The following is an 11979-nucleotide window of genomic DNA, read 5'->3' as shown; positions in this document are numbered from 1 at the left end:
AGGACGGCGCCGGGTGGACGCTCGCCGATTACGCATGCTACGGTGTCTGCAGATGTCTTCGCTTGCTCTGATCGAACCGAATACCGCGCTGTTCCTGGACTTCGACGGCACCTTGGCCGATCTCGCGCCGCGCCCGGAACTGGTGCGGGTGGAGCCGGAACTGGTGGGCACGCTGCGCCGCTTGCACGCGGAGCTGGACGGCGCCCTGGCCATCATCTCGGGCCGCCCCATCGCGGAGCTCGACCATTTCCTGCAGCCCTTGCGGCTGCCCGCGGCCGGCGTCCACGGCGCCGAGTACCGCAACGGCGCCGAGGCCGTCGCGGCGCCGCCGTTTCCCGCGCTGGCGCCGCTGCTGGCACGCCTGGGGCCGCTGGCGCAGGCCTACCCGGCCTTGCGCCTGGAGCCCAAGTCGGCCGCGCTGGCCCTGCATTTCCGCGCCGCTCCCCAGCTGGAGCCGCTGGTGCGCGAGGCGGTGGCCGAGGCGGTGCGGGGGCTGCCCGGACTGGAAGTCCTGCCGGGCAAGATGGTGCTGGAAATCAAGACCGCAGGCGTCGACAAGGGCGGCGCGATCGCCGCCTTCATGCGCGCCGCGCCGTTCGCCACGCGTCGCCCGATGTTTGCCGGCGACGATGTCACCGATGAGGCTGGGTTTGTCGCGGTGCGGCGGCTGGGCGGCATCGGTGTGCTGGTGGGCGAGCGGCCGAGCGCCGCTACAGTCAGCGTGCCCGGGCCGGCCGCGCTGCGCTGCTGGCTGCACCGCTCCGCCGCGGCGCTGGCCGCGCATGGCGGGACGCCGGCGCGGGACATGTCTTCTTGAAGGAGGAATCCCTGTGACCCAAGTGTCCGCCGCATCTTCCACGGCAAGCGCGTCTGCCACCGCTACCGCCTCCGCCACGGCGTCGACAGCCGCATCCGCCGCATCCGCTGCATCCGCCGCCGCAGATGCCGGTACCGGCTCCGCCGGCCGCCATGCCGACCCGTCGCTGTCGCTCGGCATGATCGGCAACTGTACCTTCTCGGCGCTGGTCGACGCGCGCGGCCGCATCGTCTGGTGCTGCCTGCCGCGCTTCGACGGCGACCCGGTCTTCAATGCCCTGCTCGATCCCAGCGAGAACGGCAGCCATTTCTCCATCGAGATCGAGGACTTCCATCGCGCCAAGCAGTGGTACGAGCCCAATACCGCCATCCTGCGCACGCGGCTCACCGATGTGCGCGGCAACTGCCTGGAAATCACCGACTTCGCACCGCGCTTCTTCCGCCTGGGCCGCTACTTCCGTCCCACCTCGCTGGTGCGCCGGATCCGCCCGGTGCGCGGCGCGCCGAGAGTGCGCGTGGTGCTCGCGCCGCGCTTCGATTGGGGGCGCACGGTGCCGGAAATCACGCGCGGCAGCAGCCACGTGCGCTACGTCGGTGACGGCATGACGCTGCGCATGACCACCGATGCGCCGCTGGCCTATGTGCTGTCGCACACCCCCTTCCTGCTCATGCGGGACTACAGCTTCATTCTCGGGCCGGACGAGACACTGAGCGGCGGCGTGGAGGAGACCGCGCGCGATTTCGAGCAGGAAACCACGGCCTACTGGAAGGCGTGGTCGCGTCGCCTGGCGGTGCCAAGCGAATGGCAGGACGCGGTGATCCGCGCCGCAATCACGCTCAAGCTCTCGCTGTTCGAGGAGACCGGCGCCATCGTCGCCGCGATGACCACCAGCATTCCCGAGGCGCCCAACAGCGGCCGAACCTGGGACTACCGCTTCTGCTGGCTGCGCGACGCCTTCTTTGTCATCCGCGCGCTGAACAGCCTGTCCGAGGTGGCCACCATGGAAGACTACCTGCGCTGGCTGTCGAACGTGGTCATGCAGTCGCGCGACGGCCATATTCAGCCACTGTATGGCATCGGGCTGGAGCGCGAGCTGCCCGAGGCGATTCTGGAGTACCTGCCCGGCTACCGCGGCATGGGACCGGTGCGGGTGGGCAACCAGGCCCAGGAGCATTTACAGCACGATGTGTATGGCAACGTGGTGATGGGCGCGGCGCAGGCGTTCCACGATCACCGGCTTCTGCACCGGGGCGGCGCCACCGAGTACCACATCCTCGAGCAGGTGGGCGAGCAGGCGGTGCGCGTGTTCGGCACGCCCGATGCCGGCATGTGGGAACTGCGCACGCGCGCGCGCGTGCACACCTCGTCGGCGCTGATGAGCTGGGCGGCCTGCGACCGGCTGTGCAAGATCGGCGAAAAGCTGCAACTGCCGGTGCGTGCGGCCTACTGGCGCGAGCATGCCGCGCGCATGCGCGAGCGCATCCTCGCCGAGTCCTGGAACGAATCGCGCCAGGTCTTCGCCGAAAGCTTCGGCGGGCGCGAGCTGGATGCGAGTGTGCTGCTGATGAGCGAGGTGGGTTTCATCGATCCGCTCGACCCGCGCTTCCTCTCAACGGTGAAGGCGCTGGAGGAGACCTTGTGCGACGGTCCCTACATGCGCCGCTACGAGGCGCCGGACGACTTCGGCAAGCCTGAGACGGCCTTCAACATCTGCACCTTCTGGCGCATCGACGCGCTGGCCCGCATCGGCCGGCGCGACCAGGCGCGCGAGATCTTCGAGGCCATGCTGGCGGTGCGCAACCCGCTCGGGATGCTGTCGGAGGACACGCATCCCGTCAGCGGCCAGATGTGGGGTAACTACCCGCAGACGTATTCGATGGTAGGGCTGATCAACGCAGCGGTGCGCTTGTCCGCGCCGTGGGATTCGGTCATTTGAGTCGGGGGCTGACAACAATCAAGGACAGGGAAGACCATGGGTAGACTGGTAGCGGTATCGAACCGCACGGCCGATCCGCGCAATACCGCTGCAGGCGGCCTTGCCGTCGCGCTGGGCGAGGCGCTGAAAGTGACTGGCGGTCTGTGGTTCGGCTGGAGCGGGAAGGTAGTGGAGACGGCCCAGGGCGGCACGCCCGGGGAGGGCGAACTGCACCTGCAGCAGGCGGGCAATGTCACGCTGGCAATGGTCGACCTGTGCCGCGAGGACCACGACGGCTACTACCTGGGCTACAGCAATGGCGTGCTGTGGCCGGTCTTTCACTACCGGCTGGACCTGGCCGACTTCGATGTCGGCCAGAATCTCAACATCTACCGGCGCGTGAACCAGCTCTTCGCGCGCAAGCTGGCGCCGCTGCTTCGCCCTGACGACGACATCTGGATCCACGACTACCACCTGATCCCGCTTGCGGCCGAGCTGCGCGCCATCGGTTGCAGCCAGCGCATCGGCTTCTTCCTGCATATCCCCTTGCCGCCGCCCTTGATCCTGGCGGCCATCCCGCAGCACGAATGGCTGATGCGTGCCCTGTTCGCCTACGACCTGGTCGGCTTCCAGAGCCAGGCCGACCTGGAGCATTTCTCGCGCTACGTGCAATTCGAGGCGCGTGCCGAGCCGATGGGCGAGCACCGCTACCGGGCCTTTCACCGCACGGTGCGGGCCCAGGCCTTTCCCATCGGCATCGATGTCGACCAGTTCATCGAGCTGGGCCGCGGCACAGAGGCGCGCGAGACCTACGAGATGATGATGGCGCAGTACGCGCGCCGGCGCTTGCTGCTGGGCATCGACCGGCTCGATTACTCCAAGGGACTGCCGCAGCGGCTCAAGGCCTTCCAGACGCTGCTGGCTGAGTACCCGGAGAACCGCATGAGCGCGACACTGGTGCAGATCGCCGCGCCTTCGCGCGAGACTGTCGACGCCTACGCCGACCTGCGCCGCGAGATGGAGGGCATCACCGGCGCCATCAACGGCAGCTATGGCGAACTGGACTGGATGCCGGTGCGCTACATCCATCGCACCACCTCGCGCAAGCGCCTGCCGGGCCTGTGCCGCGCGAGCTGCGTGGCGCTGGTCACGCCGCTGCGCGACGGCATGAACCTGGTGGCCAAGGAATACGTCGCCGCGCAGGATCCCGCCGACCCGGGCGTGCTGGTGCTGTCGCGCTTCGCCGGTGCCGCCGAGCAGTTGAAGGAGGCGCTGCTGGTCAATCCCTATGACACGCGGGCTTCCGCGCAGGCCATCCAGCAGGCATTGCACATGCCGCTGGCCGAACGGCAGGCGCGCCACCAGAAGCTGCTCGAACGCATCCGCGCGCAGGATGTGCACTGGTGGAGCAGAGAGTTCCTGCGCACGCTGGCCGAGACTGACGCCGGCTGAGCGGCTGCGGCGCCACAGTGTTTCGGCGCCTCAGCGCAGATCGCCCGGCGTGTCCACGTCGCGGAACGCGCCGTCCTCCTCGGTCACGATGCGCGTGACCGCTTGCGTCTTCAGCAGTTCGCGCGCGCCCTCGTCGCCGTCGAGCTGCAGCAGGGCATCGCGCCAAGCGGCGCCGAAGCCGACGGGGTGGCCGCGCCTGCCATCCCGCCAGGGCGCGGCGATGGTGTCGGGCGTGGTGATGGTCAGCGCGACCGCGCGTACCAGTTCGAGGCTGAGCCAGGGCATGTCGGCCAGCGCTACCACCCAGCCATTGGCGTCGGCGGTGGCGGCCACCGCGGCGCGCAGTGCCGCACCCATGCCTGCCTCGGCCTCGGGCGCTTCCAGCACGCGGCAGCCGGCGCGGCGCAGTTCCTGCGCGAGCGCGGCACTGCCGGGCCGCACTACGGCGAGGGCGCCGGGCAGTGCCACGGCCAGCGTGCGCGCACTGCGCCAGGCCACCGTGGCCTGGCTGCCGGGTAGCGTGGCGAGCAGTTTGTCGCGCGTGCCGGCAGGGTCGAAGCGCCGGCCATAGCCGGCCGCCAGCAGGATGCCAGTGGGCAGCAGCTCGGCATTCGTCGGCGCGGCGCCGCGTCCCGCGTTCAAGGCGCCGGGCTGCATGCGCTGGCCGTGTTGGCCGCCTGCTCGCGCGCGGCCTTGGCGCCCTCCACCTGCAGGATGTCGGGCAGCGAGACGTGGTTCTTGGCGGCGATCACTTCGGCCAGGATCGAGATGGCGATCTCCGGCGGCGTGCGGCTGCCGATATAGATGCCCACCGGCCCGTGCAGGCGGGCGAGCTCGAGCTCGGTGAGATCGAACTCCTTGAGCCGTTCGCGCCGCGCCTGGTTGTTGCGCCGCGAGCCGAGTGCGCCGACGTAGAAGGCGGGAGTGCGCAAGGCCTCCATCAGGGCGAGGTCGTCAAGCTTGGGGTCGTGCGTGAGAGCGATGACGGCGCAGCGCTCGTCCAGCTTCATCTCGGTGACGGTGTCGTCAGGCATGGTGCGCACCATGGCGACGCCGGGGATGTCCCAGGTCTCGGTGTATTCCTCGCGCGGGTCGCAGACCGTGACCTGGAAACCCAGGCCGACGGCGATCTGGCACAGGTACTTGGAAAGCTGGCCGGCGCCGATGACGAGCATGCGGTAGCGCGGGCCGTGGATGGTGAGCAGGGTCTTGCCGTCGAAGGCGAGGCCGTCGGTGGCCAGCGCGGGGCCGAGTGAGGCGCGGCCAGTGGCCATGTCGAGTGTGCGTCCGACCAGCCGCCCGTTCTCCACGGCGCGCAGCAGCGCGGGCAGGGCGGTGTCGTCGGCACGCGCCGGGGCGAGGGGCTCGCAGACCAGCTCGATGGTGCCGCCGCAGGGCAGGCCGAAGCGGTGCGCCTCTTCGGCGCTGATGCCGTATTTGACGGCCTCCGGGCGCACGCCGGCCGCGCCCTGGATGCCTTCGCGGCGCACGCGGTCGATGATGTCGTCCTCGATGCAGCCGCCGGAGACGGAGCCGACCACGAGGCCGTCGTCGCGCACGGCGAGCATGGCGCCCTCGGGGCGGGGCGAGGAGCCCCAGGTTCTGACCACAGTCACCAGCAGCGCGCGGTGGCCCTCGGCCATCCAGCGCACGCTGCTCTTCAGGACTTCGAGATCCACGCTGTCCATGATCGCTTCCGCTTAGGTTCGTTGGTCTGCCCGTCGCCGCTATCCTGCGCGCTGCCATCCTGCGCGCCGGCATCCGCCTGCGCGGCGTCGTCGCCCGGGGTCCCGCCCACCGCTTCGGTGAAGCGCGTGAAGAAGCTGTCGGCCATCTTGCGCGCGGCGGCATCGACCAGGCGCGAACCGATCTGCGCGATCTTGCCGCCCACCTGGGCTTGGACCGTGTAACTCAGCAGCGTCTCGTCGCCGTCGGCATCGAGCTTGACGTGGGCGGCACCCTTGCCGAAGCCAGCCGCGCCGCCCTGTCCGTCGAACTGGATAGTGTAGCTGTCGGGCGCCTGGATGTCCTGCAGCGCCATGCGGCCCTTGAAGCGCGCCTTGACCGGCCCGATCGCCGCCGTCAGCGCCACCAGGTAGGCGTTGTCGCCGTCCGGCTCGATGCTCTCGCAACCCGGGATGCACTGCTTGAGCAGGGCCGTGTCGTTCAGCGCCTCCCAGGCGACTTGCTTGGTCACCGGCAGGCGCTGGGTCTGGTTCATTTCCATGGTCGGGGTTCCTCCGGGTGTGGTTCCGCCATGCGCGGGGCGGGCGGGGGCGGTGCAGCGGTGCGGCCGGTGTCTTCGGCCAGCAGTGTCTCGAGTGCGAACAGGCTCTCCAGGTTGTGCGCCGGGCGCAGTGCATCCACGTGCGGCAGGATGGCCTGCACGCCGCGCGCACGCGGCGTGAAGCCGGCGTAGCGCAACAGCGGGTTGAGCCAGATGATGCGGTGGGCGAAGCGGCGCAGCCGCGCCATCTCGGCGGCGAGCAGGTCGATGTGCTCGTGGTCCAGCCCATCGGTGACCAGCAGCACGGTGGCGCGCCCGGCCAGCACGCGGCGCGCCCATTCGCGGTTGAAGCTGGCCAGTGCCGCGCCGATGCGGGTGCCGCCCGCCCAGTCCCGCACCTGCGCGGAAATGGCCTCGACTGCCTCGTCGGGGTCGCGCTCGCGCAGCGAGCGGGTGATGTTGGTCAGGCGCGTGCCGAACAGGAAGACCGAAAGGCGCTCGCGCGACTGCATCAAGGCGTGGCAGAAATAGAGCACGGCCCGGGAGTACTGGCTCATCGAGCCCGAGATGTCGAGCAGCAGCACCAGCGGCGGCCGGCGTTCGGCGTGCCGGCGGAACTTCCAGCGCATCCACTCGCCTTGCTGGCGCACGGCCAGGCGTGCGCTGGCGCGCAGGTCGGCCTGGCAGCCGCTGGCGGCGGTGCGCATGCGCCGCGTGCGTTGCATGGCCAGGCGCGTGCGCCGCGCGCGCACCAGGTGGCGCAGCGCGCGCCATTCCTCCGCGCTCAGCGTTTCGAAGTCGCGCCGGGCCAGGCGTTCCTGGTCGGAAAAGGTGAGCGGCGCGCTGAAACGTTCGGTCTCCTCGGGCTCGGGCGGGGCGCGCAGGCCGGGCGGCGGCTGCGCGGCCAGGGCGTCGGCCAGCCGGTTGCTGCGCCGCGGCGGCGGGGCGCCCGCGTCCACGCGCGGCAGCAGCAGGGCGCGCAGCTTGCCCTCCCAGTCGGGGTCGCGCCAGAACAGGTCGAAGGCGGCGTCGAAGAGCGGGCGCTGGTCCGGGCCGGACACCACCAGCGCGGCCAGCGCCGCGCGCACTTCGTCGCGCCGGCCGAGGTCTACCAGCCGCAGCGCTTCCAGCGCGTCGGCGGCGACGGCCGGCGAGAGCGCGAAGCCCGCATCGCGCAGCAGCCGCATGAAGTGCGCGACATTGCGCGCCAGCATCGGCGGGCCGTGGTGCGGACGGGCGGCGGTGGGCGTGCGTGCCATGTCATCAGCGCGCCAGCTCGGGCGCGGCCAGCAGCTCGGCGATGGTGGGGCCGTCCACGCGGGCCAGGTCGTCCTGGTACTTGAGCAGCACGCCCAGGGTGTCGCGCACCGATTGAGGGTCCAGCTCGGTGGTGCCGAGGGCGGCGAGCGCGCGGGCCCAGTCGATGGCCTCGGCAATGCCCGGCGCCTTGTACAGGTCGATGGCGCGCAGGCGGTGGATCACGCCCACCACTTGGTGCTGCAGCGCGGTGGCGGCCTCGGGGGCCCGTGCCGCCACGATCTGCAGCTCGCGCTCGCGTGAGGGGTAGCCCATCCACTGGTAGAGGCAGCGGCGCTTGAGCGCGTCGTGCACCTCGCGCGTGCGGTTGGAGGTGACGACGATCAGCGGCGGGTGTTCGGCACGGATGGTGCCGATCTCCGGGATCGACACCTGGTATTCGGACAGCACTTCGAGCAGGAAGGCCTCGAACGGCTCGTCGGCGCGGTCGATCTCGTCGATCAGCAGCACGCGCGGCACGCCGGGTGCGGCGGCGTCGGGCAGCAGCGCCTCCAGCAGCGGGCGCTTGAGCAGGAAGTCGTCGCGGTAGAGCGACTGGGCCTCGGGCCGCTCGCCGCGCGCCTCGGCCAGCCGCAGCGCCATGATCTGGCGCGGGTAATCCCATTCGTAGAGGGCACTGGCCGCGTCCAGCCCCTCGTAGCACTGCAGGCGCAGCAGGCGCGTGCCGAGCGCGGCGGCCATGGCCTGGGCCAGCGAGGTCTTGCCCACGCCGGGCTCGCCTTCGAGGAAGAGGGGGCGCTGCATGCGCAGCGCCAGGTAGAGCACGGTCGCGGTCTCGCGATCAGCGAAGTACTGCTGCGCTTCGAGCCGGGCGATGGTCTGGTCGATGGAGGCGGGGAGCATGGATGCGTCCAGTCTGCTTGGCGGCACGATCGCAATGGCCGCGGGTTTGCTCCCCTCTCCCGCTTGCGGGAGAGGGGCCGGGGGAGAGGGCAGGCGCTTCACTTGCGGCTAGGCCTGAGCCATGCGGCGGCCCTCGACCCCGAACCCTCGTTGGCCCCGGGGGAGAGGGGAGACCACGGTGGGCAAGGCTAGCCCTTCGATGCCTCCTCCACCGCCCGCGCCGCCAGCACCGGGATCAGGTGCGCGCGGTACTCGGGCGAGGCGTGCAGGTCGCCGTTCAGTCCCGCCGGGTCGATCTTGACCGCGCGCGCGGCGGCGGCCGTGAAGCTGGCCGACAGCGCCTGCTCCAGCGGCTCGCAGCGGAACACACAGTCGGCCGCGCCGGTCACCGCCACGCGCACGGCGCCGCCGGCGCGTGCCACCAGCACACCGACCAGCGCGAAGCGCGAGGCCGGATTGCGGAACTTGACGTAGGCCGCCTGCTCCGGCGCCGGGAAGCGCACCGCCGTGATCAGCTCGTCGGGCTCCAGCGCGGTTTCGTACAGGCCCTTGAAGAAGTCGTCGGCGGCGATCTCGCGGCGGTCGGTGACCACGGTGGCGCCCAGGCCCAGCACGGCGGCCGGATAGCAGGCGGCCGGGTCGTTGTTGGCGAGCGAGCCGCCCAGCGTGCCCATGGCGCGCACCTGGCGGTCGCCGATGCCGCGGGCCAGTGCTGCCAGCGCCGGAATGCGGCGCCGCACCTCCGCGTTGGCGGCCACGTCGGCGTGGCGCGTGGCGGCGCCGATCACCAGCGCGTCGTTCTCGACGCTGATGCCGGCCAGCCCCGGGATGCGGGTCACGTCGACCAGCACCGACGGCGCGGACAGGCGCAGCTTCATCGCCGCCAGCAGGCTCTGCCCGCCGGCCAGGAACTTGGCGTCGGGGTCGGCCTTGAGTTTCGCCACCGCGGCCTTGGCGTCCGCGGCACGTTCGAAGTTGAATGCGTACATGTCGGATCCTCGTGCGTTGGACTTACGGTGCCTTGGCGGCCTGGATGGCCTGCCAGACGCGATGCGGCGTGGCGGGCATCTGGATGTCGGGCACGCCCAGCGGCGACAGCGCGTCGACCAGCGCATTGATGAAGGCCGGCGGCGAGCCGATCGCGCCGGCCTCGCCGCAGCCCTTGACGCCCAGCGGGTTGTGCGTGCACGGCGTGCCCTTGGCCGTTTCCACGGTGAAGTCAGGCAGGTCGCCCGCGCGCGGCATGGCGTAGTCCATATAGGAGCCGGTCAGCAGCTGGCCGCTGTCGTCGTCGTAGACACAGCGCTCCAGCATGGCCTGGCCCAGGCCCTGGCCGATGCCGCCGTGCACCTGGCCCTCGACGATCATCGGGTTGATGACGTTGCCGAAGTCGTCCACCGCGGTGAACTTGACCACCCACGACTCGCCGGTGTCCGGGTCCACCTCCACCTCGCAGACATAGGCGCCCGACGGATAGGTGAAGTTGGTCGGGTCGTAGAAGGCGTTCTCGTTCAGGCCGGGCTCGAGCTTGTCGAGCGGATAGTTGTGCGGCACATAGGCCGTCAGCGCAACCTCGCCCCAGGTCTTGCTGCGGTCGGTGCCGGCCACGCGGAACACGCCGTCCTTGAACTCGATGTCGGCGTCGGACGCCTCCAGCAGGTGGGCCGCGATCTTCTTGGCCTTGGCCTCGATCTTGTCCAGCGCCTTCATGATGGCCGAGCCGCCCACCGCCAGCGAGCGCGAGCCGTAGGTGCCCATGCCGAAGGGCACTCTGCCGGTATCGCCGTGCACCACTTCGACCGCTTCGAGCGGAATGCCGAGCCGGTCCGCCACCACCTGGGCGAAGGTCGTCTCGTGGCCCTGGCCGTGGCTGTGGCTGCCGGTGAAGACCGTCACGGTGCCGGTCGGGTCGACGCGGATCTCGCCCACCTCGAACAGCCCGGCGCGCGCGCCCAGCGCGCCGGCGATGTTCGACGGCGCCAGCCCGCAGGCCTCGATGTAGCAGGAATAGCCCAGTCCGCGCAGCCGCCCGCGCTGCTTCGCCTCGTCGCGGCGGGCAGGGAAGCCCTGCACGTCGGCCAGTTCCTGCGCGCGGGCGAGGCAGGGCTCGTAGTCGCCGGTGTCATAGGTCAGGCCCACCGGGGTGGCATAGGGGAACTGGCGGATGAAGTTCTTGCGGCGCAGCTCGGCCGGGTCCATCTTCAGCTCGTGGGCTGCGGCCTCGACCAGGCGCTCCACCACGTAGGTGGCCTCGGGGCGGCCGGCGCCACGGTAGGCGTCGACCGGCGAGGTATTGGTGAAGACCGCCTGCACCTCAGCGTAGATCGCCGGGGTGGTGTACTGGCCGGCCAGCAGCGTGGCGTACAGGATGGTCGGCACGCTGGAGGCGAAGGTGCTCAGGTAGGCGCCCATGTTCGCCACCGTGTGCACGCGCATCGCCAGGAACTTGCCGTCGGCGTCGAGCGCCAGTTCGGCGCGGGTCACGTGGTCGCGGCCGTGCGCATCGGAGAGGAAGGATTCGGAGCGCTCGGCCGTCCACTTGATCGGGCGTCCAATCTTCTTCGAGGCCCAGGTCAGCGCCACGTCCTCGGGATAGAGGAAGATCTTGGAGCCGAAGCCGCCGCCCACGTCGGGCGCGATGATGCGCAGCCGCGACTCGGGCAGTCCCAGCACGAAGGCGGCCATCAGCAGCCGTTCCACGTGCGGGTTCTGGTTGGCCACATAGACGGTGTAGCTGTCGTCCTGGCGGTGGTAGCTGGCATTGACCGCGCGCGGCTCGATAGCGTTGGGGATCAGGCGGTTGTTGACGATATCCAGCGTGGTCACGTGCGCGGCGCGGGCGAAGGCGGCATCGGTGGCGGCCTTGTCGCCGTGGCCCCAGATGTAGCAGGTGTTGGCCGGCACGTCGTCGTGCACCAGCGCCTGGCTGGCGGCGGCCTGCGCGGTGTTGACCACCGCCTGAAGCTCGTCGTAGTCGACGTCGATCTTCTCGGCCGCGTCCTTGGCCTGCTGCAGCGTCTCGGCCACCACCAGCGCGACCTGGTCGCCGACGTGGCGCACCTTGTCGTGGGCGATCACCGGGTGCGGCGGCTCCTTCATCGGGCTGCCGTCGATGCTGTGGATCAGCCAGCCGCAGGGCAGGCCGCCCACCTTGTCGGCGGCCAGCTCGGCGCCGGTGAGGACGGCGATCACGCCCGGCGAGGCCTTGGCCTCGGCGGTATCGATCGCGCGGATGCGCGCATGCGCGTGCGGCGAGCGCAGGAAGTAGCCGTAGCTCTGCTGCGGCAGCGTGACGTCGTCGGTGTACTGGCCGTTGCCGGTGAGGAAGCGGTAGTCTTCCTTGCGCTTGACCGCGGCGCCCACCAGGCGCTTGGTGTTCTCGGGTGCGTTCATGGCGTCCTCCTCGCG

General features: G+C 70.5%; 10 protein-coding genes. 3 read left to right on the top strand and 7 right to left on the bottom strand.

The features are described from left to right. Positions 1 to 52 precede the first annotated feature (52 nt). Genes otsB through AC1Z3O_RS15885 form a run of 3 tightly spaced genes read left to right on the top strand, consistent with a single transcriptional unit; the run spans position 53 to position 4184 of the window. Positions 53 to 817, top strand: a complete 765-nt coding sequence (otsB, locus tag AC1Z3O_RS15895) for a trehalose-phosphatase (RefSeq protein WP_483516660.1) — start codon at positions 53 to 55, stop codon at positions 815 to 817. A 22-nt stretch (positions 818 to 839) separates the two neighbouring features. After that, positions 840 to 2753: a glycoside hydrolase family 15 protein gene (locus tag AC1Z3O_RS15890; RefSeq protein WP_483517627.1), complete on the top strand. Its 1914-nt coding sequence runs from the start codon at positions 840 to 842 to the stop codon at positions 2751 to 2753. Between the two features lie 36 nt (positions 2754 to 2789). After that, positions 2790 to 4184: an alpha,alpha-trehalose-phosphate synthase (UDP-forming) gene (locus AC1Z3O_RS15885; RefSeq protein WP_483516659.1), complete on the top strand. Its 1395-nt coding sequence runs from the start codon at positions 2790 to 2792 to the stop codon at positions 4182 to 4184. 30 nt (positions 4185 to 4214) lie between these two features. Here AC1Z3O_RS15885 and AC1Z3O_RS15880 read toward each other — a convergent pair whose 3' ends face one another. The 7 genes from AC1Z3O_RS15880 to AC1Z3O_RS15850 form a co-directional block, all read right to left on the bottom strand. After that, positions 4215 to 4841, bottom strand: a complete 627-nt coding sequence (locus tag AC1Z3O_RS15880; RefSeq protein WP_483516658.1) for a nucleotidyltransferase family protein — start codon at positions 4839 to 4841, stop codon at positions 4215 to 4217. Continuing rightward, positions 4823 to 5872: an XdhC family protein gene (locus tag AC1Z3O_RS15875; RefSeq protein WP_483516657.1), complete on the bottom strand. Its 1050-nt coding sequence runs from the start codon at positions 5870 to 5872 to the stop codon at positions 4823 to 4825. The genes AC1Z3O_RS15880 and AC1Z3O_RS15875 overlap by 19 nt, the downstream gene beginning before the upstream one ends. Then, positions 5845 to 6411 carry an SRPBCC family protein gene (locus AC1Z3O_RS15870; RefSeq protein WP_483516656.1) on the bottom strand — a complete coding sequence of 189 codons (567 nt, stop codon included), beginning with the start codon at positions 6409 to 6411 and terminating at the stop codon, positions 5845 to 5847. Before AC1Z3O_RS15870 ends, AC1Z3O_RS15875 begins: the two co-directional genes overlap by 28 nt. Then, positions 6402 to 7670 carry a vWA domain-containing protein gene (locus AC1Z3O_RS15865; protein WP_483516655.1) on the bottom strand — a complete coding sequence of 423 codons (1269 nt, stop codon included), beginning with the start codon at positions 7668 to 7670 and terminating at the stop codon, positions 6402 to 6404. The genes AC1Z3O_RS15870 and AC1Z3O_RS15865 overlap by 10 nt, the downstream gene beginning before the upstream one ends. Positions 7671 to 7674: 4 nt before the next feature. Beyond that, on the bottom strand, positions 7675 to 8571 hold the full coding sequence (locus AC1Z3O_RS15860; RefSeq protein ID WP_483516654.1) for an AAA family ATPase: 897 nt from the start codon (positions 8569 to 8571) through the stop codon (positions 7675 to 7677). Positions 8572 to 8759: 188 nt separating this feature from the next. Next, on the bottom strand, positions 8760 to 9560 hold the full coding sequence (locus tag AC1Z3O_RS15855) for an FAD binding domain-containing protein (RefSeq protein ID WP_483516653.1): 801 nt from the start codon (positions 9558 to 9560) through the stop codon (positions 8760 to 8762). A 22-nt stretch (positions 9561 to 9582) separates the two neighbouring features. After that, a complete protein-coding gene (locus tag AC1Z3O_RS15850) occupies positions 9583 to 11964 on the bottom strand; it encodes a xanthine dehydrogenase family protein molybdopterin-binding subunit (RefSeq protein ID WP_483516652.1) in 2382 nt (793 codons plus the stop codon). Positions 11965 to 11979: the final 15 nt, after the last annotated feature.

It is taken from the genome of Cupriavidus sp. 09_S30, assembly GCF_056930435.1.
The sequence above is the reverse complement of the archived record's forward strand: the minus strand, read 5'-3'. Positions and strand labels throughout refer to the sequence as shown.

Excerpts from the sequence above, each read along its gene's own strand:
- AC1Z3O_RS15885 (WP_483516659.1), top strand. The coding sequence starts at position 2,790 with ATGGGTAGACTGGTAGCGGTATCGAACCGCACGGCCGATCCGCGCAAT.
- AC1Z3O_RS15850 (WP_483516652.1), bottom strand. The coding sequence starts at position 11,964 with ATGAACGCACCCGAGAACACCAAGCGCCTGGTGGGCGCCGCGGTCAAG.
- AC1Z3O_RS15855 (WP_483516653.1), bottom strand. The coding sequence starts at position 9,560 with ATGTACGCATTCAACTTCGAACGTGCCGCGGACGCCAAGGCCGCGGTG.
- otsB (WP_483516660.1), top strand. The coding sequence starts at position 53 with ATGTCTTCGCTTGCTCTGATCGAACCGAATACCGCGCTGTTCCTGGAC.
- AC1Z3O_RS15865 (WP_483516655.1), bottom strand. The coding sequence starts at position 7,670 with ATGGCACGCACGCCCACCGCCGCCCGTCCGCACCACGGCCCGCCGATG.
- AC1Z3O_RS15880 (WP_483516658.1), bottom strand. The coding sequence starts at position 4,841 with ATGCAGCCCGGCGCCTTGAACGCGGGACGCGGCGCCGCGCCGACGAAT.
- AC1Z3O_RS15860 (WP_483516654.1), bottom strand. The coding sequence starts at position 8,571 with ATGCTCCCCGCCTCCATCGACCAGACCATCGCCCGGCTCGAAGCGCAG.
- AC1Z3O_RS15870 (WP_483516656.1), bottom strand. The coding sequence starts at position 6,411 with ATGGAAATGAACCAGACCCAGCGCCTGCCGGTGACCAAGCAAGTCGCC.
- AC1Z3O_RS15875 (WP_483516657.1), bottom strand. The coding sequence starts at position 5,872 with ATGGACAGCGTGGATCTCGAAGTCCTGAAGAGCAGCGTGCGCTGGATG.